19 protein-coding genes, 1 tRNA gene and 1 pseudogene are annotated in these 17893 nt (G+C 60.1%); 3 read left to right on the top strand and 18 right to left on the bottom strand.

Translation table 11 applies throughout. The annotated features are described in order from the left end of the window. Positions 1-113: 113 nt before the first annotated feature. Complete coding sequence (gene ahpF / locus ACT6QG_RS01685) at positions 114-1691, bottom strand: alkyl hydroperoxide reductase subunit F (protein WP_444975864.1); 1578 nt, start codon at positions 1689-1691, stop codon at positions 114-116. Positions 1692-1796: 105 nt separating this feature from the next. Further along, on the bottom strand, positions 1797-2360 hold the full coding sequence (gene ahpC, locus ACT6QG_RS01690) for an alkyl hydroperoxide reductase subunit C (RefSeq protein WP_444975865.1): 564 nt from the start codon (positions 2358-2360) through the stop codon (positions 1797-1799). A 380-nt stretch (positions 2361-2740) separates the two neighbouring features. Here ahpC and ACT6QG_RS01695 point away from each other — a divergent pair, with 380 nt between their 5' ends. Continuing rightward, positions 2741-3178 (top strand): MerR family transcriptional regulator, encoded by a 438-nt coding sequence (locus ACT6QG_RS01695; RefSeq protein ID WP_444975866.1) that lies wholly within the window; start codon positions 2741-2743, stop codon positions 3176-3178. Positions 3179-3190: 12 nt separating this feature from the next. Here ACT6QG_RS01695 and ACT6QG_RS01700 read toward each other — a convergent pair whose 3' ends face one another. The 11 genes from ACT6QG_RS01700 to ACT6QG_RS01750 form a co-directional block, all read right to left on the bottom strand. Next, the gene (locus ACT6QG_RS01700) at positions 3191-4126 is read right to left on the bottom strand and encodes a DMT family transporter (RefSeq protein WP_444975867.1); all 936 of its coding nucleotides are present in this window, start codon (positions 4124-4126) and stop codon (positions 3191-3193) included. A gap of 68 nt (positions 4127-4194) precedes the next feature. Further along, positions 4195-5565: a glutamate--cysteine ligase gene (locus ACT6QG_RS01705; protein WP_444975868.1), complete on the bottom strand. Its 1371-nt coding sequence runs from the start codon at positions 5563-5565 to the stop codon at positions 4195-4197. Positions 5566-5665: 100 nt separating this feature from the next. Continuing rightward, positions 5666-6643: an AI-2E family transporter gene (locus ACT6QG_RS01710; RefSeq protein ID WP_444975869.1), complete on the bottom strand. Its 978-nt coding sequence runs from the start codon at positions 6641-6643 to the stop codon at positions 5666-5668. 50 nt (positions 6644-6693) lie between these two features. Further along, positions 6694-7998, bottom strand: coding sequence for an O-acetylhomoserine aminocarboxypropyltransferase (locus ACT6QG_RS01715; protein WP_444975870.1), 1305 nt, complete (start codon positions 7996-7998; stop codon positions 6694-6696). A gap of 82 nt (positions 7999-8080) precedes the next feature. Further along, complete coding sequence (locus ACT6QG_RS01720) at positions 8081-8512, bottom strand: CoA-binding protein (protein WP_444975871.1); 432 nt, start codon at positions 8510-8512, stop codon at positions 8081-8083. 40 nt (positions 8513-8552) lie between these two features. Further along, the gene (locus tag ACT6QG_RS01725; RefSeq protein WP_444975872.1) at positions 8553-9329 is read right to left on the bottom strand and encodes a TatD family hydrolase; all 777 of its coding nucleotides are present in this window, start codon (positions 9327-9329) and stop codon (positions 8553-8555) included. A gap of 99 nt (positions 9330-9428) precedes the next feature. Next, positions 9429-9818, bottom strand: coding sequence for a hypothetical protein (locus ACT6QG_RS01730; RefSeq protein ID WP_444975873.1), 390 nt, complete (start codon positions 9816-9818; stop codon positions 9429-9431). 333 nt (positions 9819-10151) lie between these two features. Then, positions 10152-11711: a methionine--tRNA ligase gene (gene metG, locus ACT6QG_RS01735; RefSeq protein WP_444975874.1), complete on the bottom strand. Its 1560-nt coding sequence runs from the start codon at positions 11709-11711 to the stop codon at positions 10152-10154. Positions 11712-11753: 42 nt separating this feature from the next. After that, complete coding sequence (locus ACT6QG_RS01740; RefSeq protein ID WP_444975875.1) at positions 11754-12791, bottom strand: DNA polymerase III subunit delta'; 1038 nt, start codon at positions 12789-12791, stop codon at positions 11754-11756. Next, complete coding sequence (gene tmk / locus ACT6QG_RS01745; protein ID WP_444975876.1) at positions 12784-13473, bottom strand: dTMP kinase; 690 nt, start codon at positions 13471-13473, stop codon at positions 12784-12786. Before tmk ends, ACT6QG_RS01740 begins: the two co-directional genes overlap by 8 nt. A 189-nt stretch (positions 13474-13662) precedes the next feature. Further along, on the bottom strand, positions 13663-14652 hold the full coding sequence (locus ACT6QG_RS01750; RefSeq protein WP_444975877.1) for a septal ring lytic transglycosylase RlpA family protein: 990 nt from the start codon (positions 14650-14652) through the stop codon (positions 13663-13665). A gap of 205 nt (positions 14653-14857) precedes the next feature. On the opposite strand from ACT6QG_RS01750, the gene ACT6QG_RS01755 reads away from it, so the two are divergent. Beyond that, a tRNA-Ser gene (locus ACT6QG_RS01755) sits at positions 14858-14945 on the top strand. 129 nt (positions 14946-15074) lie between these two features. Then, complete coding sequence (locus tag ACT6QG_RS01760; protein WP_206752326.1) at positions 15075-15335, top strand: hypothetical protein; 261 nt, start codon at positions 15075-15077, stop codon at positions 15333-15335. A gap of 174 nt (positions 15336-15509) precedes the next feature. On the opposite strand, the pseudogene ACT6QG_RS01765 reads toward ACT6QG_RS01760, so the two are convergent. The 5 genes and pseudogenes from ACT6QG_RS01765 to ACT6QG_RS01785 form a co-directional block, all read right to left on the bottom strand. Continuing rightward, positions 15510-16628 (bottom strand): annotated as a pseudogene (locus tag ACT6QG_RS01765) (recombinase family protein); the annotation flags it as partial. Further along, complete coding sequence (locus ACT6QG_RS01770; protein WP_108128028.1) at positions 16588-16920, bottom strand: type II toxin-antitoxin system HicB family antitoxin; 333 nt, start codon at positions 16918-16920, stop codon at positions 16588-16590. The gene ACT6QG_RS01770 and the pseudogene ACT6QG_RS01765, both read right to left, overlap by 41 nt. Continuing rightward, positions 16917-17171, bottom strand: coding sequence for a type II toxin-antitoxin system HicA family toxin (locus ACT6QG_RS01775; RefSeq protein WP_072294780.1), 255 nt, complete (start codon positions 17169-17171; stop codon positions 16917-16919). The genes ACT6QG_RS01770 and ACT6QG_RS01775 overlap by 4 nt, the downstream gene beginning before the upstream one ends. Before the next feature lie 13 nt (positions 17172-17184). Beyond that, a complete protein-coding gene (locus ACT6QG_RS01780) occupies positions 17185-17502 on the bottom strand; it encodes a hypothetical protein (protein ID WP_242013863.1) in 318 nt (105 codons plus the stop codon). After that, positions 17492-17719 carry a helix-turn-helix transcriptional regulator gene (locus ACT6QG_RS01785; protein ID WP_018631404.1) on the bottom strand — a complete coding sequence of 76 codons (228 nt, stop codon included), beginning with the start codon at positions 17717-17719 and terminating at the stop codon, positions 17492-17494. Before ACT6QG_RS01785 ends, ACT6QG_RS01780 begins: the two co-directional genes overlap by 11 nt. Positions 17720-17893 lie beyond the last annotated feature (174 nt).

Genomic DNA, 17893 nt, shown 5'->3' on the forward strand with positions numbered 1-17893 from the left:
TCAGGGAAGCGCGCGGGAGCCGGGCCCCCGCGCAATGGATGCGAAGACGGGATAGTCTTTGCGATCATCCCCCCTCACATCCCCAGCCTGCCCTGACCGGAGGGGCTGAAGGCTCAGGCCGCCTTTTCGTCCGCCTTCGGGGCAGAAGAGCGGATGAGATAATCAAAGGCGGCAAGCGAGGCCTTCGCGCCCTCACCCATGGCGATCACGATCTGCTTGTACGGCACGGTGGTGCAGTCACCGGCGGCAAACACGCCGGGAACCGAGGTCTGGCCGCGATTGTCGATCACGATCTCACCATGCTGGGACAGCTCGACCGCGCCCTTCAGCCATTCCGTGTTCGGCAGGAGGCCGATCTGGACGAACACGCCTTCCAGTTCCACCTTCTTGCTTTCACCCGTGGTGCGGTCCTCGTAAACAAGACCATTCACCTTGCTGCCATCGCCCGTGACCTCTGTCGTCTTGGCCGAAAGCAGCACCGTGACGTTCGGCATAGAGTGCAGCTTGCGCTGGAGAACCTCATCCGCCCGCAGCTTGCTGTCGAACTCCAGCAGGGTGACATGGCCGACAATGCCGGCAAGATCGATAGCTGCCTCAACACCGGAGTTGCCGCCGCCGATCACCGCGACGCGCTTGCCCTTGAACAGCGGGCCATCGCAGTGCGGGCAATAGGCCACACCCTTGGTGCGATACTCTTCCTCGCCCGGCACGCCCATCTGCCTCCAGCGGGCGCCGGTAGCGAGAATGACGGTGCGCGAGCTGAGCTTCGCCCCATTGGCGAACTCGACAGAGATATTGTCAGCACCTGTCTCCAGCTTCACGGCCTTCTGAAGGTTCATGAGCTCGACATCATAGCTGCGCACATGCTCTTCCAGAGAGGCGGCGAGATGCGGGCCTTCCGTGTAGGGCACGGAAATGAAGTTCTCGATGCCCAGAGTGTCGAGCACCTGTCCACCGAAACGCTCACCGGCAATACCCGTGCGCACGCCCTTGCGAACGGCATAAATGGCTGCCGCCGCACCGGCCGGGCCACCGCCGACGACCAGCACATCAAAGGGCTCCATGGCATTGAGGCGCTCGGCCTCGCGCGCGGACGCCCCGGTATCGAGCTTGTTGACGATCTCTTCCACGCCCATGCGACCCTGGCCGAAGAGTTCACCATTCAGATAGATGGTGGGCACGGACATGATCTGTCGCTCGTCCACTTCCTTCTGGAAGCCGGCACCATCAATGGCCACATGCTGGATCTTCGGGTTGAGCACCGCCATCAGATTCAGCGCCTGCACCACTTCCGGGCAGTTCTGGCAGGACTGGGAGAAATAGGTCTCAAACTTGAAATCGCCGTCCAGACCCTTGATCTGGTCGATCACCGCCTGCTCGACCTTCGGCGGGTAGCCGCCCGTCTGCAGCAGGGCCAGGATCAGCGATGTGAATTCGTGGCCCATGGGCAGGCCGGCAAAGCGCAGGTGAATGTTCTCACCCGGGCTGTTCAGCGCGAAAGAAGGAACGCGGCCTTCACCGTCACGCACTTCCTTCAGGGTAATCCTGTCGGAAAGCGCCTCCAGATCGACCAGCAGCGCCTGCATTTCCTTGGAACGATCGCTGTCATCAAGCGATGCAGTGATCTCAATCGGACGGACCACCCGCTCCAGATAGGCCTTGATCTGAGACTTCATGGCATCATCAAGCATTGGTCTTTGCTCCGATCAGAGATGGATAACGCATGTTACAAACCATGGCGGGTCATTCCCGCCGGGAAGCTGCCCCGGCCTTCTGGCCGGGGCAGCGTTGAAAGATCAGATCTTGCCGACGAGCTCGAGAGACGGGGCAAGGGTCTTCTCGCCCTCGTGCCACTTGGCCGGGCAGACCTCACCAGGATGGGCCGCGATGTACTGGGCGGCCTTGACCTTGCGCAACAGATCGGTCGCATCACGGCCAATACCCTCGGCAGTGATTTCCACGGCCTGGATCACACCGTTCGGGTCGATGACGAAGGTGCCGCGATCAGCAAGGCCGACGTCCTCGCGCAGCACGTCGAAATTGGTGCTGATCACCTGGGTGGGGTCGCCAACCATGGTATACTTGATCTTGGCAATGGTCTCGGAGCTGTCATGCCAAGCCTTGTGGGTGAAGTGCGTGTCCGTGGAGACCGAATAGATCTCGACACCGAGCTTCTGGAACTCTTCATAGTGGTCGGCAATGTCACCCAGTTCGGTCGGGCACACAAAGGTGAAGTCGGCCGGGTAGAAGAAGAAGACAGACCACTTGCCGGCGAGATCAGCGTCGGACACCTCAATGAACTTGCCGTCCTTGAAAGCCTGGGCTTTGAAGGGCTTGATCTTGGTATTCACGAGAGACATGGCAATTCCTTAGGGTCAGATTGCAACGCAACAGGCCGAAGCCAACGAGCGGCACCATACGCAACCAGCGGCGGTAAGTGAAATAGATAAATATGTTGAAATTGATAGCTTTTAGCTATTACATTTATGAAACATAATATTTTTCAATATGTTATAGTACCCTATCGCGCCTTCCAACATTCAGCCTGCCGCTTCCGCCGAGCTGCGGCAGAAGCGCACAGAATGGAAAGCCGGTGGATAGAGGGGAATCCCTCCTCAAATACCTCCCCTGTCAGGCCGATGTCGTGGACATGTGTCTTCGAATCTCCCGGACCCATGGACTTGCATATGGGGGGAGAGCATGTATCGTCACGCATGTGAGGTGACGTAAAGGTGAGGCAGTGAACGAAAAATCCAAGCGTGACAAACGCAACGCATCCGCGGAAGTCTTCTTCACCATTACCGAACTGGCCCGTGAGCTGGGCGTTACGCCGCGCACCATCCGCTTCTATGAGGACAAGGGCCTCCTGTCTCCCAAGCGCGCCGGCAATATCCGCATCTATACCAAGCGGGACAGGGTGCGGATGATTGTCATCCAGCGGGGCAAGAAGCTGGGCTTCTCCCTGCGTGATATCCGTGAATATCTCGATCTGTATGACATGGACCCGACCCAGGTCGAGCAGATGCGCATGCTGCTGGACAGGGTCCGCACCCGTCTCGACCTTCTGGAGCGCCAGCGGCAGGCGCTGGAGGAAACCATCGCCGAACTGAAGGTCATGGAGGCCGAAACGGTCAAGGCGCTCGCCTCTCTCGCCGACCAGGCCTCCCTTGCGGACTGAAACCTGTCAGCGTCATCCAGTCCGGTTCGTGCGGTTGCCAGACTGGCGGGGCATGAGCACGAGAAGCGCACCTGTCAGCACCAGCGCAACCCCTGCCCCCGCCGTCAAGGTCCATTGGTAGCCTTCAAAGAGTGTGGACATGGCAAGAGCGACCAGCGGGAACAGAACCGTGCCATAACCTGCACGGCTGGTGCCTATCCGCCGCACAAGCAGCAGATAGATGGCGAAGCCAAGCAGGGTCTGAATGAAAATCAGATAGAAAAGCGTGCCAAGATAGCGTGGGCTCCATTCCACGATAAGCGGCTCGCCGCGCGCCAGCACGATCGCGCCAATAATGATGAGCCCGTAGAAAAAGCCCCATGCCGTCATGGAAAGCAGGGGCAGCCCCCTTCTTGCGGCCACCCCGGAAAGCAGGCTGCCGCAGGAAAAGCACAGCATTCCAAACAGGGAAAGCAGCAATCCTGTCCCGATATGCGGCACCCGATCCGCTCCCGCAAGGGCCGGGCCGAAGACCAGCGCAATACCGCCGATGCCTGCAACAGCCCCCATGATCAGACGCGGATGCACCGGCACTTTCAGGAAAACAGCCGAAAGTGCCGGAATGACAATTGCCGCCAGGGCAAAGACGACCGCAGTCAGGCCCGATGACAGATAATAGCCGGCATAATAAAAGGACAGGAAGTTCAGGGAAAACAATGTCGCGCCCATGCCCGCGAAGAGCAGATGGTCTCTCCAGCGGAACATGAAACGCTCCTGACGGAAGGCCAGAAACAGGAAAATGACGATCGTTGCCGCCAGAAAGCGCCAGAGAACCGAGACTTCAGGCGCCACGGTCCCGAGCTGCAACCGCATGGGCAGCCAGCCGGAGCCAAAAATCAGGATATTTGCTGCATAAAGCAGATAATCGAACCCGTTGAGCGGCTTGTCATTGATCGAAACGGCACCCATTGGGCTCATCCTCTGCGCGGGCCCTGTAAGCACCACACAAGCCCCTATTGCTTAAGGCAGGTTTGGCCTCAATAGGCAAGCTCCTGAAAAACCGGTTCGATAGAGCCCTTCCACGCCCCATGATACTGCTCCAGCAGCAGTTCGGCCGGGCTGCGCCCGCTCTCGATCACGGGATGGAGGGGGGCGAGGAAGGAGCGCTCATCCTGCCCGGCATCATTCAGGCGGGCCCGGCGCTGAAGGCCGGCCGCCGCGATTTCGAGCACATCACGGCCGACCTCGCGCAGGGTGCGCCCGCCAATCACGGTTTTCAGGCCATGACGCGGAACATCGTCCCGCATCGCCTGCCGCTCCTGATCGCTCCAGCCCTTCACCAGATCCCATGCGGCATCGAGGCTCTGCCCATCATAGAGCAGCCCCGTCCAGAGGGCCGGGAGGGCGCACAGGGATGAGCGCGGGCCGGTATCGGCTCCGCGCATCTCCAGGAAACGCTTCAGGCGCACTTCCGGGAAAATGGTGGACAGATGGTTCACCCAGTCCGAGAGAGTCGCGCTCTCGCCCGGCAGTGCGGGGTGGCGCCCGGCCAGAAGATCGCGGAAGGAGCTGCCGGAGACATCCAGATAGTCATTCCCGCGCTTGACGAAATACATGGGCACATCAAGCGCATAATCGACATAACGCTCAAAGCCGAAGCCCTCTTCAAACGCGAAGGGCAACATGCCGGCGCGGGCATTATCGGTATCGCGCCAGATTTCCGACCGATAGGAGAGAAAGCCATTGGGCTTTCCATCGGTGAAGGGAGAATTTGCGAACAGGGCGGTTGCCAGAGGCTGGAGGGCAAGACCCACCCGCATCTTCTGGACCATGTCGGATTCGCTGGAGAAATCGAGGTTCACCTGCACGGTGCAGGTGCGGAACATCATGTCCAGCCCGAGCGTGCCTACCTTCGGCATGTAGCCGGCCATGATGCGGTAGCGCCCCTTGGGCATCACGGGTGTTTCCGCCCGGGTCCAGCGCGGGCTCATGCCAATGCCGAGAAAGCCGATGCCCAGCGGCTGGGCCACTTCCCGCACCTGCGCCAGATGCGCATTCAGCTCCACACTGGTTTCGTGAATATTACACAGCGGCGCGCCGGAAAGTTCAAACTGCCCGCCGGGCTCAAGGGAAATGGCTCCACCACCCGTCACATCGGCAAGACCGATAATGGTCTCGCCTTCCATGATGGGCTCCCACCCCAGCAACAGCTGCATGCCTTCCAGCAGGCGGCGAATGCCGGCTGGTCCCTCATAAGGCACGGGCTCATGCCGGCCCAGAGTAAAAGGGACTTTTTCATGCTCCGTACCGATACGGAAGGCACTGGACGGTTTGACCCCTTTTTCAATCCAGGCGACCAATTCATCGCGTGAGGAAATCGGGGTTTCATCGACCGTATCGCGAGCCATGCGGGTATCTCTTCAAAGCAGGAGGCGAGACCATACACATCCAAAGGAGCAAGGCAAACGCCCCTTCTTCCTGACCCAGCGTCAGCTGGATCCGCGTGTTTCATCTCGGATGATTGCGGATCGCGGAAAAGGTCAGGACAGTCAAAGGCGTAGCCAGAATGATCCCCATGACCCCGAAGATGGAGCCAAAGACCACGACAGCAAACAAGGTGACTGCCGGCGGCAGGGAGACCATGCGCTCCTGAAGCAGGGGCGTGATGACATTGCTCTCGGACTGCTGAACCACGATGAACACCAGCAGGGTCCACAGCGCGGTATCCAGCCCAAGTGTCAGCGCAATGAGAAGAGCGGGAATGGCCGAGATGATAGGGCCGATAAGCGGCACGAACTCGGCCAGGCAGGCAAACAGCGCCAGCGCCAGTGCTGATGGCACGCCAATGATGCTCAGACCGATATAGGCCAGCACACCCACCACGAGCATGGCGATGAACTGGGCTTTCAGAAAGGCCAGAAGATCCCCGGTGATGGAATGCAGTACCCGGGAAATATCCTCGCGCTTGTTCTCAGGCCACAGCTTGAGCAGAAGATCGCGGTAAAGGGTCGGCTCAAGGGCAAAATAGATGCCCCCCACCAGCACCAGAAAGGCCCCCACCAGCGCCTCGAACACATTACTCGTGAACCCTGAGAGAATCGTGATTCCGGATGGGGCGACAGACTCGGCGCGCTGGATGAGATCCAGCCCCAGCCCTTCCAGATGGAGGCGCTCCTTCAGCCCCTCCCATGCGGTGGGCAGGCCCTGCATCAGCTCGATAACCTGAGCCTGAAGCGTGGAGCCAAAGAGATACAGCACCGTCCCGATCGCGCCGACCAGCAACACGGCGACAGGAAAGACCGCATAACGCAGAGGCATGCGGGTGACTCTGGAAAACGGCACGGCAAGGCTGTGAAAGACGATGCTGAGCAGGATCGAGGCAAAAACCATCAACAGAACGTCGACGATCAGCCATGCGAAATACATCAGGGCCAGAATGGCACAGATGATGATGACGTTACGCACTAGATTACGATCGGAAACCATGGTCCCTCACTCTTCGCGACGCCTTCAACTCTGTGCCATTCATGAGTCGATCAGAGCTGGGCGAGCGCCTGCTCCAGATCCGCGATGATATCCGCCTGATCCTCGATTCCGACAGACAGGCGCACCACCTGCGGGCCGGCGCCCGCTATGGTCTTCTGCTCATCGGTGAGCTGGCGGTGCGTGGTAGAGGCGGGGTGAATGATCAGCGAGCGTGTATCGCCGATATTGGCCAGATGCGAGAACAGGTGCACATTCGAAACCAGCTTCACGCCAGCCTCATAGCCCCCCTTCAGCCCGAAGGTGAAAACAGCCCCTGCCCCCTTGGGCAGATATTTCTGTGCAAGCGCGTGATACGGGTCGCTCTCCAGCCCCGGATAGCTCACCCACTCCACCTTCGGATGGACGCTGAGGAAGCGGGCGACGGCAAGGGCGTTGTCGCTGTGGCGCTGCATGCGCAGGTTCAGCGTTTCGATGCCCGTGAGGAGCATGAAGGAGTTGAACGGCGAGATGGCAGGGCCGATATCGCGCAGGCCGAGGGCACGAACGGCAATGGCAAACGCGAAATTGCCGAAGGTCTCGTGCAGCACCATGCCCTGATATTCCGGGCGGGGCTTGGAGAGCATCGGGTAGCGATCGGTTGCCGACCAGTCGAAGGAGCCGGCATCCACCACAATGCCGCCCATGGAGTTGCCATGCCCGCCGAGGAACTTGGTGGCGGAGTGGACGACGATGTCCGCGCCATCCTTGATCGGCTGCCACAGATAGGGGGTCGCCATCGTGTTGTCCACGATCAGCGGAATGCCGGCCTTGCGGGCAATCGCGGAAATGGCCGCAATATCAACGACAACACCACCCGGATTGGCAATGGACTCGACGAAAATGGCCTTGGTTTTCGGCGTGATGGCACGCTCGAACGTGGACAGGTCATCCGGGTCGGCCCATACGACGTTCCAGCCATAATTCTTGTAGGCATGGTTGAACTGGTTGATGGAGCCGCCATACAGCTTGCGCGACGCGACGAACTCGTCACCCGGCGTCAGGAGGGTGTGGAACACCAGATGCTGCGCGGAATGCCCGGATGCCGTTGCCACCGCTGCGGTGCCACCTTCCAGCGCCGCGACGCGCTCTTCCAGAACGGCGGTGGTGGGATTGGTCAGGCGCGTATAGATATTCCCGAAAGCCTGAAGGCCGAACAGCGAAGCTGCATGGTCCACATCATCAAAGACAAATGAGGTTGTCTGGTAGATGGGGGTTGCGCGTGCATGGGTCGTCGGGTCCGGCTTGGCGCCGGCATGGACGGCGAGTGTCGCAAAACCGGGGGATGCAGCCTGCGAAACGGGCGTTTCATCACTCATTATCGTTCCTTCCTGGTCTTTAGATTGTATATATTCCACATACTCTTGCTGTCATTACAGCGCGATTCGCATGCTTTCGATGCTATTTGGGGAAGAGAAGCGGATATTCAATCTTGGGGCAACGATCCATCACCACCTTCAGGCCGGCATTTTCCGCCTGTGTCGCAATGGCATCATCCCTTACGCCAAGCTGCATCCAAAGCACCCGCGGGCGGTGCGGCAAAGCGAGAACCTCCTCCAGAATGCCGGGCAGGTTCTCCGGTGCGCGGAAAACATCCACCATGTCGACAGGATCTGGCACATCGGCGAGAGTGCCATAATAGGTCAGGCCATCAATAACCTTGCCCGCCTGCCCCGGATTGATGGGAAACACATGGTACCCAAGCCCCGCCAGAAAGTGCATCACCTCATATGAGGGGCGCGCATTGTTGGCGCTGGCTCCAAGAACTGCAATTGTCTTCACGTTTTGCAGGATGTCGCGCAGATAAGCGTCATCATAATGATCGTGATTCATTGTCGCCTCATACCGCCGGAAGCGCGCCGAGGCGCGCGGATCAAGGTCTGGCTTTGGAGAACAGGGTAAAGAAGTTCCGAGTCGTCACGGCAGCCATGTCTTCGAGCGTAACGCCTCGCGCCTCAGCAAGCACCCGGGCAGTTTCACGCACATAGGAAGGCTCGTTGCGCTTGCCGCGATAGGGCATGGGCGCAAGATAGGGCGAGTCCGTTTCCACCAGCAGGCGATTTTCGGGAATCGTGGTGGCGATATCCCTCAGTTCCTGGCTTTTCTTGAAGGTGATGACCCCGGAAAAGGAAACATAGCCGCCCAGAGCGAGGGCGCGGCGGGCAAGATCCGGCCCGGCGGTAAAGCAGTGCAGCAGAAAGGGAAAGGCGCCCCTTGCGGTTTCCTCTTCCAGAATCTGCGCCATGTCCTCATCCGCATCACGCGAATGGATGACCAGCGGCAGACCGGTCTGGCGTGATGCTGCGATATGGGCCCGGAAATCCCGGATCTGCACATCCCGCGTGCCGGGCTCATAATGATAATCCAGCCCACTCTCGCCGATGGCAACGACCTTTGGATGATGCGTGCGGGAGATGATGTCTTCCGCCGTCACGTCCGGCTCATTGGCCGCTTCCATTGGATGCACGCCAACGGAGCAGCTGATGCCCTCGAACCGCTCAGCGATCGCCAGAACCTGATCGAACCTGGAAAGCCGCGTGGAAATGGTCACGCAATGGGTGACGCCTGCCGCGCGGGCCCGCGCAACAATATCCGGCAACTCTTCTGCAAAATCAGGGAAATCGAGGTGGCAATGACTGTCAACAAGCATGGCAAGCCAGAAAAAGAGGCATGGAAAACCCCCGGAGCGGGTCCGGGAGGTTTCAGGTTACATGTCCCGCTTCAGTGAGAGGGGACATGCAGGGCCGTATCAGTTGGCATCGGCGATTTCACGACGCAGGGCCGCGGCATCCGCCGCAGGCATGGTGATCGGCCGCACGCTTTCACCCGGACGGCCCGGATTGGTCACGACAGAGGCTTCAAGGGAAACCGTGACCGCGCCACCGGACGTGTTGAAGATGTAATCCAGCCGGAAGGCCGCATCAGAAGATGCACCATTGGTGCGCTTCAGGGCCTCTTCTGGCGGCAGCTTCTTCTCGGCCACCAGCTGCGAGGGCTGGTCCACCGTGATGGTATAGCCGCGTGCACGGCGCGATGTGGCAAGGCGGCCGCGCACCAGTGTCGCGTCAGCACCCTCCAGACGAACCTCGATACGCGGAACAGCAGGCCCCTCCTGCACAGGAGCGGTTTGCGAAGGCATGGGAGGCACGGGATCGTAACCGGCAGTGGGTTTCTGCCCGCCAGTGCCCGCACAGGCTGCCACTGCTGTTACAAGCGCCAGCGCGCAAACCAGTTTTGCGCCTTTTGCCGGCGCTGCTATCAAAGCCATCACGGTTTCCACGCCTCCCTTGGGCCAGATGAGCTATCATCTGCAACATGCACGCATAATGCGACCGAGCCAAGGCTTCAAGGACATATCCCGGTCAACAACGCAATCATTTCCATGACTTGTCTCCCTAAAGAGACAAGTCATTCACCATGTCCGCAACATCGGCACACCAGCGCAGCATGAATATCTGCGCTGGCGCTTCCATCACTGGGCGGTTTCTGGCTCCACATAGCGGGGGAAGACGCCCTGTGGCGCGGGCAGCGTTCCACCGGCCGGCAGACGACCGGCCGCACCAAGCTGGTCGAATCCCCGCTCATCCGGAGGAATCGCAACAAGATCCAGCAGCTTGGCTGCGCTTTCCGGCATGACGGGCTGGACCAGAATGCCGATCTGGCGGATCACCTCGGCGGTCACCCAAAGCACCGTGGCCATGCGGGCCGGGTCTGTCTTGCGCAGGGCCCAGGGGGCAGCCGCCGCGAAATAGCGGTTCGCTTCCGCCACCACGGCCCAGACGGCATTGAGATAATGGTGGATCGCCTGCGTCTCCATCGCCTCACGGCTTTTGGCCAGCATGCCATCGGCCAGAGCCAGCATGGCGTCATCCTCCGGCGAGAGAGGACCGGGCTGCGGGACGACACCGTCCAGATTCTTGGCGATCATCGACAATGAGCGCTGCGCCAGATTGCCCAGATCATTCGCCAGATCGGCATTCATCCGCGCCACGATGGCTTCATGGCTGTAGGAGCCATCCTGACCGAACGAAACCTCCCGCAGGAAGAAATAGCGGATGACATCCACCCCATAGGCCGAGGCCAGATCAAACGGATCGATCACATTGCCCAGAGACTTGGACATCTTCTCTCCGCGATTGAAGAGAAAGCCGTGTCCAAACACGCGCTTGGGCGCCTCCAGCCCGGCAGACCACAGGAATGCCGGCCAGTAGACCGCATGAAAGCGGATGATATCCTTGCCGATCACATGCAGATTGGCGGGCCAGAAGGTCTTGAACAGCTCGGCATTTTCATCGGGATAACCAAGCGCGGTGATATAGTTGGTGAGCGCATCAACCCACACATACATGATGTGTCGCGGATCATCCGGAACGGTGATGCCCCAGTTGAAGGTGGTGCGGGAGATGGACAGGTCCTGCAACCCGCCGGCAACAAAGCTCACCACCTCATTGCGGCGCGCCTCCGGCATGATGAAGCCGGGATTCTCCTTGTAGAAGGCCAGCAACCGGTCCTGATAATTGGAGAGGCGGAAGAAGTAGCTCTCCTCCTCCACCCATTCCACAGGCGTACCCTGCGGGCCAAGGCGCACGCCATCGGCGTTCAGCGTGGTCTCGCTTTCCGCATAATAGGCTTCATCCCGGATGGAATACCAGCCGGAATATGTGGATTTATAGATATCCCCGCGCGCCACCATCTTTTCCCAGATGGCCTTGCTCGCCTCGTGATGCCGCTCCTGTGTGGTGCGGATGAAGTCATCGACGGAGATGTTGAAGGTCTCGATCATCGCCTTGAAGCGCGGCACATTGCGCTCCAGCAGCTCGGGGGCGGTGATGCCGGCCTTCTGCGCCGTCTGGAGCATCTTGATGCCGTGCTCATCGGTGCCGGTGAGGAAACGCACATCATGGCCGTCCAGTCGCATGAAACGCGCGATGCAATCGCTGGCGATCGCCTCATAGGCATGGCCCATATGAGGAACGCCATTGGGATAGGCGATGGCAGTCGTGATGTAGAAAGGCGGCTTTGCGGGCATCATGCAACTCGAAACAGTTCGTTTCACCCCCTGCCCGGCCTGCAATCAGCGCATGGCGGCGGACAGATCGGCAAAAATACGGAACACCAATGCTTTGCGATCGAGGTTGAAAACATCCGCCTCGTTCGCATTGCGCCTTACGTTCTCCCACACCTCGCCCAGTCGAACAAGGCGATGGCGCGGTTCCGCACCGGAAGTCACGCGTGTGGCGATATAATCGCACACGGCTTCCACAAAGAGGTCGAGCCCATCCCCCCTGTCTCCCTGCAGCCGCGCACCAAGGGCGTGCAGTTCATCGGGTCGCGGCTCCGGAAGCTGCTCCAGCGCGCGCAGGGTGGCGGAGCGCACCTCCATCCCCTCCCCTCGTGCCAGCAGAATGGCCCGGCGAACACTCCCCTGACTGGCTTCCGCCGCTGAAGACAGAAGCGCGGGGTCAAGCTCCACGCCGCTCTCCCGCAGATGGTCCAGAGCCGCGAGCACCTCCTGCGCCTCCAGCGGCCTCAGGCGGAGCAATCTGGTGCGGGAACGTATGGTGGGCAGAATGCGGCCGGGAGAATGGGAGACCAGCAAGAACAGGGCGCGCGGCGGCGGCTCCTCAAGGGTCTTGAGCAAGGCATTCGCCCCGAAGGCATTCAGCTCATCCACCGAGTCCACGATACAGACACGCCACCCCCCACTCGCCGCCGTCGCGCCGAAGAACGCCCGCACCCGGCGCACCATCTCCGCAGGGATAATTGTGGGCAGCTTCTCCTCACCGGCCTCTGGCACCCGGCGCAGAACCAGAAGATCCGGATGCGTCAGGGATGCAATCTGTCGAAAGACAGGATCTGAAGGCGAAATTGAAAGATCGTGTGGCGCAGTTCCGCCGCCATGGTCTCCCGCAAGAACCATGCGGGCAAGCCTGTACGCCAGGGTTGCCTTGCCGATGCCTTCAGGCCCACCCAGAAGCAGGGCATGCGGCAGGCGGCCGGCGCGCCATTCGCCCAGCAGATCCGCCTCGACATCCTGATGGCCAAACAGCCGTTCCTGCTCTCGCGGTGCCGGGGTGCCAGGCAGGATATCCCCGGCCAGAACATCACTCATCTCGACTCACCGGGCCGGAGGAAAACAGGCGGGCTTCAACCGTGGCAGCAATGCGCGCTGCGACATCCGCCACGCTGCCCCGGGCATCGATAACGACATGTCGCGCGCTCTGCCCGGCAAGGGCGAGAAAGGCCTGACGAATAGCCGAGTGATAGGAGAGCCCCTCCTTCTCGAAGCGATCCGCCCCACCCCGTGCCGCGGCACGGGCGAGCCCGAGTTCTGCCGGAATATCCAGAACAAGGGTCAGGTCCGGGCGCACATGCCCCATGGCGGCCTGTTCCAGCTGATCGAGCAGGCCGGCCTCCACGGATCCCAATGCACCCTGATAGACGCGCGAAGAGTCAATGAAACGGTCACAGACGACAAAGCGGCCAGCCTGCAAGGCCGGACCAATGCGCTCATCCACATGATCCAGACGCGCCGCGGCAAAAAGAAGGGCCTCTGCCGAGGGGCCAAGCTGCTCCGCCCCTCCAGAGAGAAGAACATGACGGATAGCTTCCGCGCCAGCGGTGCCGCCCGGTTCACGGGTTTCCAGCACTTCGATACCGCGCGCGCGCAAATAGCCCGCCAGCATCCGCGCCTGAGTGGACTTCCCCGTCCCCTCCCCGCCCTCCAGTGTGATGAACCGGCCCGGCTCAACGGCATGAGTGAAAGCAGCGGAAGAGGCGGAAGAGTTCGTCATGGCCAAATGCCTATCCTCAATGACCTGACGCACGGAGCATGGCTTCTTCTTCCCATGGGCGAGGAAGAAACCGCGATCATCATGACATGATGCAGAATGACATCACTGGCACATCATACCTGTGGCAAGCTGCATATACCACTGCATATGAAGGAAAATAACAGACACGGGCCAATCTCAGGCCGCGATTCACTCGGCGCCGGGCTGCCCCGCATAAGCCATGCCGCTCACCGGCTCAGCCCCGGTAGACCACCCGGATCCGGACAGGGGAACCTGATCTGCCGCCGCAACCTGCACGATGGAGGCATTGGGATCGCTCACCTGCTCTGTGGCATCCGCCATCTCACTCTGGGCGACAGCAGGCGTTTCTTCAACTTCGGGCACAAACGGTGTGGCATCCGCAACCTGCACCTGGCTCTGCTCAGAGGCTCCGGGCGCCTGGGCCAGAGTGCCGTCCGTCCGCAAGGTGGATGCAAGCTGACGATGGTCCGAACCATCAATGGAGGCCGGCCCCACATAATCAACACGCACACGCGCAACGCCATTTTTGGCGAAACCGAGAAGCTCAGCGGTGCGGTAGGAAAGGTCGATCAGGCGATTGCCCACAAATGGGCCGCGATTATTGACCCGGACAATGATGGAGCGCTGGTTGCTCAGATTGGTCACGCGCACATAAGAAGGCAGAGGCAGTGTCTTATGTGCAGCGGAAATGGAATTCATGTTGAAGGTTTCGCCATTGGCGGTCTTGCCACCATGGAAACCGGCCCCATACCAGGAGGCGGTGCCTTCCGCCGAGTAATTCGGATCCTCCTTCGGATAATAGGTCTTTCCACGAACGGTATAAGGCTTGCCAACCTTGTAATAACCGCCGGTTTTCTTGGATTTTACCGAAGGAGCCGGAGATGTGGCTGCCTTCGCGACCTCGGCCCGGGCATTATTTGCATTGTCTGTGGTACTGCAGGCTGCAACAGAAACGGCGAAGACGGCGCATATAGCGAAACGGGAGGCAAAACGCAGCGGGAAACGAGAATGCACAGGTGAGGCACCTTCCACTTCAAGAGCGGCCTGCTTGTTCATCCCTGCCATTTCATGATCCATCGTCATGCGTTCTGTCATACCTGCTCGTGCTCCAGTTCCGCAGCGGGTGTTGGGATTACACCTCATATCACCCCATAGCACTGCAAATCAGACAGACCAACCCACTAACAGCCATGGCCAGCCTATTCAGCACAGCACCTAGAGCGCCAATCATGGCAGAAATGGGACACACCGTTCATCTCATTTCCGGTTTGCGTCGATGCCTCTCGACGCAACGGGACAGATAACGATATAAAGCGCGCTCGCTGCGCTGATTCTTCAGTTGAGACAAGATCTCCGGCAGCACGGAGGGGTGGCCGAGCGGTTGAAGGCACCGGTCTTGAAAACCGGCAATGGGCAACCATTCGTGGGTTCGAATCCCACCCCCTCCGCCACTTCAGTCCCTGAGTGGGCACTGAATTTACGCAACTTCCCGCCACAAGCGTCTGTAGCAGCCGGGACTTCGATCCCATGATGCGAACCTCGCCCTCCGCGACCTCGACGCGCTGCGCGAGCGCGCGAAGGTGGTCGCGACGATAGCCGCCGCTTTCCAGTCTAATACGCTCACGGGCGGTTGTGGCGAACTTGCGCAGCATCTGCGGCGTCACCGCCTTCTGTCCTGTGTTCTGGAGCATGGCCTGCGCACGCTCGGCATCAGCTTTGGCCTGATCGCGGATGGCCTTGAGGCCGTCGATACGATCTTTCAGCGCCGGGTCGTCCAGATCGGCAACACCTGCCTCGATGGCGTCATAAAGCCGTTTGAGGCGCAATTCCGATTCGGCTGAGCGTTTGTTCAACTCGGCGATATGCTCGCGGCGGCGCTCAGCGTGTTCTTCCCTGCGGTCGAGCGCAGCGGCAAGCACGGTTTCCAGCCGCTCGGGCTGGAGAAGCTGTTTCTCAAGGTGATTGACGACAAGATCGTCCAACTTTTCCATCGGCACGGCCATGCCTTCGCAGGCGGTCGGCCCCTGCCGCGCCTTCATCGAGCAGGCGTAGTAGCGATAGCGCCCGCCCTTGCCGGTGCGGATGGTCATGGCCCCGCCGCACTTGGCGCAATGGATCAGGCCGGTCAGCATGGTTGGGCCGCTGATGACGCGGGCGGGCATGACCTTGGGATTACGAGCCTTGAGCAGCTTCTGAACCGCCTCGAACGTATCTTTGTCGATAATGGGGGGGACCGGAACCGTCACGATCTCGCTGACCGGCTTCAATTCCTTGGTTTTGGAGCGCTTGTTGAACTCATGCTCGCCCATATAGGTGCGACGGGTCAGGATGCGGTGCACCTGCCCGATGCCCCAACGCCCGCCATCGCGGGTGAAGATGCGGCGGCTGTTGAGATAGGAGACGATGTTCTTGACGCCCATCTGGCCGGTGGTGCCGTCGCCCTCCAAGGCAAGGCGATAGATCAGCCGCACCGTATCGGCGTGCAGCGGGTCAATCTCCAGCTTCTTCTTGGTCTTAGCCCCGCGCTGTTCGGCGGCGACGGTGCGATAGCCGATAGGAGGTAGCGAGCCGTTCCAGAAGCCTTGCCGCGCGTTCTCCTTCAAGGCGCGCATGACGTGCTTGGCGTTTTCCTTGGACTGATATTCATCGAACAGCGCCATGATCTGCCGCATCATGACATGCATGGGGTCGTCCCCCATTTCCTGAGTGATCGAAACCAGCTTCACACCGTTCTTCGCCAACTTGCGGACATAGAACTCAAGCTCGAAGTGATCGCGGAAGAACCGGCTGAACGAATGGACCACCACAACGTCGAAGGGCGCGGGTTTCGACGTTCCGGCCTCGATCATGCGCTGGAACTCGGGGCGGCGGTCATTGGTCGCCGATGCGCCGGGTTCAATAAAGGTTTCGACCAGTTGCAGGCCGCGTGACTCGCAATAGGCTTCGCCCTGCCGCTTCTGGTCGGGAATGGAAACGTCATGCTCGGCCTGCCGCGCCGTCGAAACACGCAGATAGAGGGCGGCGCGTAGCGGCACGGTAGAAGCGGTCATAATCTGTTTCCTTTCAAAGCCGGTTGTGTCCCGAATGGGGCCGCTACTCTGCGGCCTCCCTGATGGTCCTGACGATCCATTCATTCAGGCTCTTGCCCGATGCTGCTGCGGCAATGACTGCGGCGGCATGGTCGTCAGGCGTGAGGCGGACATTAAACTTGCCGGAGAACTTCCGGCGCGGCTCGATACCCTTCTCCCGGCACATTTCGAGATAAACGGCCAGCGACTTGCGGCCTTCCTCGATCAGATCGTGGACGCTTTCGGCATAGAAGTCGGCCCCGCCATTGAGGCCTACAAACTCGCCGCGCAGCATCTGAATCTCGGGATCGAAAGCGATAACCGCCTTCTCGCCATTGATTTCGACGACATTGTTCATGGCTTTACTCCGTGTTCGTCCAGCCATTTTCGGATGCTGGCAACCGCACCTTTGTCCGTATCCGGTGAGGGATGCGGGCGATGAAAGACGCGCACTTCGCCGAACAGGAACACGCCGACGCGCGAACCTTCCCGCTCGCTGACCTCCGCCCCGAGGGCTACAAACAGCGCCTCTATATCGGCCCAGCGGATCGAGCCGTTGACCGGGCGGGCGAAGATCAGTTCCAGCGTGGCTCTGTGACGCTTTTTCATGGAGTATCCAGTATCATTTTGTAGTACCGTTTTCAAGATCAATCTCAGGCCCTGTGTCGGGCGATCCGGTGTCGGGGCCGAACATTTCATCGAAGAGATCGCTGAACCATCGTTCGAACACCTCGATTTCGGCTTCCGTGACCGGAACGGGATCGGGCCAGTCGTCGGTTACGGTCCATGTGCTGAGGTCATGTTTGGGCGGCCTGCCGGGGAACGGCCACGGATAGCCCAGTAATTCCTCAAGCTGCTCCGACGCCGTAGGCGGTCGTTCGGTGCGCCGGGAACGGGATGCCGTCACCGGCTTGTGGTCGCCGCTGCGGTCAGAAGTCATCGAGGAAATCAAATTCGTTGAACGAGCGCTGCCGCCATCCGGCAGGGTTGGCGACCCAGCGATTGATGTCGGATTCCTTCCAGCCCGCGCCATTGGTGCTGATCTTGATCTGGGCTGGAAAGGTGCCTTCGGCGATCTTGCGATAGATGGTGGACCGGGACAGCCCGGTGCGGGCGAGAACGGTCTTCAAACGGACGATACGGTCTGGTTGACGCATGGCTGCGCTGCCTCCTGCTGGGTGTTTCTGGCTATTGCAGAGACCAGACAGAACAGTGATTTATCGTTGTGCAACTGATATTTAGGCAGCGTAGGGCTATGGCGTAGAAACGGCGGCAAATAGGAAAGTTCTTCGCTCTACAATCCGATGCCCCGGCCTCTGCCAAGGCCATGA

The sequence above is a fragment of the Haloleucobacter ellipsoideus genome (assembly GCF_052491725.1).

Excerpts from the sequence above, each read along its gene's own strand:
- ACT6QG_RS01710 (WP_444975869.1), bottom strand. The coding sequence starts at position 6,643 with ATGGTTTCCGATCGTAATCTAGTGCGTAACGTCATCATCATCTGTGCC.
- ACT6QG_RS01775 (WP_072294780.1), bottom strand. The coding sequence starts at position 17,171 with ATGAAAAAGCGTCACAGAGCCACGCTGGAACTGATCTTCGCCCGCCCG.
- ACT6QG_RS01725 (WP_444975872.1), bottom strand. The coding sequence starts at position 9,329 with ATGCTTGTTGACAGTCATTGCCACCTCGATTTCCCTGATTTTGCAGAA.
- ACT6QG_RS01770 (WP_108128028.1), bottom strand. The coding sequence starts at position 16,920 with ATGAACAATGTCGTCGAAATCAATGGCGAGAAGGCGGTTATCGCTTTC.
- metG (WP_444975874.1), bottom strand. The coding sequence starts at position 11,711 with ATGATGCCCGCAAAGCCGCCTTTCTACATCACGACTGCCATCGCCTAT.
- ACT6QG_RS01720 (WP_444975871.1), bottom strand. The coding sequence starts at position 8,512 with ATGAATCACGATCATTATGATGACGCTTATCTGCGCGACATCCTGCAA.
- ACT6QG_RS01780 (WP_242013863.1), bottom strand. The coding sequence starts at position 17,502 with ATGACTTCTGACCGCAGCGGCGACCACAAGCCGGTGACGGCATCCCGT.
- ahpC (WP_444975865.1), bottom strand. The coding sequence starts at position 2,360 with ATGTCTCTCGTGAATACCAAGATCAAGCCCTTCAAAGCCCAGGCTTTC.
- ahpF (WP_444975864.1), bottom strand. The coding sequence starts at position 1,691 with ATGCTTGATGATGCCATGAAGTCTCAGATCAAGGCCTATCTGGAGCGG.
- ACT6QG_RS01730 (WP_444975873.1), bottom strand. The coding sequence starts at position 9,818 with ATGCCTTCGCAAACCGCTCCTGTGCAGGAGGGGCCTGCTGTTCCGCGT.
- ACT6QG_RS01740 (WP_444975875.1), bottom strand. The coding sequence starts at position 12,791 with ATGAGTGATGTTCTGGCCGGGGATATCCTGCCTGGCACCCCGGCACCG.
- ACT6QG_RS01785 (WP_018631404.1), bottom strand. The coding sequence starts at position 17,719 with ATGCGTCAACCAGACCGTATCGTCCGTTTGAAGACCGTTCTCGCCCGC.
- ACT6QG_RS01700 (WP_444975867.1), bottom strand. The coding sequence starts at position 4,126 with ATGGGTGCCGTTTCGATCAATGACAAGCCGCTCAACGGGTTCGATTAT.
- ACT6QG_RS01705 (WP_444975868.1), bottom strand. The coding sequence starts at position 5,565 with ATGGCTCGCGATACGGTCGATGAAACCCCGATTTCCTCACGCGATGAA.
- tmk (WP_444975876.1), bottom strand. The coding sequence starts at position 13,473 with ATGACGAACTCTTCCGCCTCTTCCGCTGCTTTCACTCATGCCGTTGAG.
- ACT6QG_RS01715 (WP_444975870.1), bottom strand. The coding sequence starts at position 7,998 with ATGAGTGATGAAACGCCCGTTTCGCAGGCTGCATCCCCCGGTTTTGCG.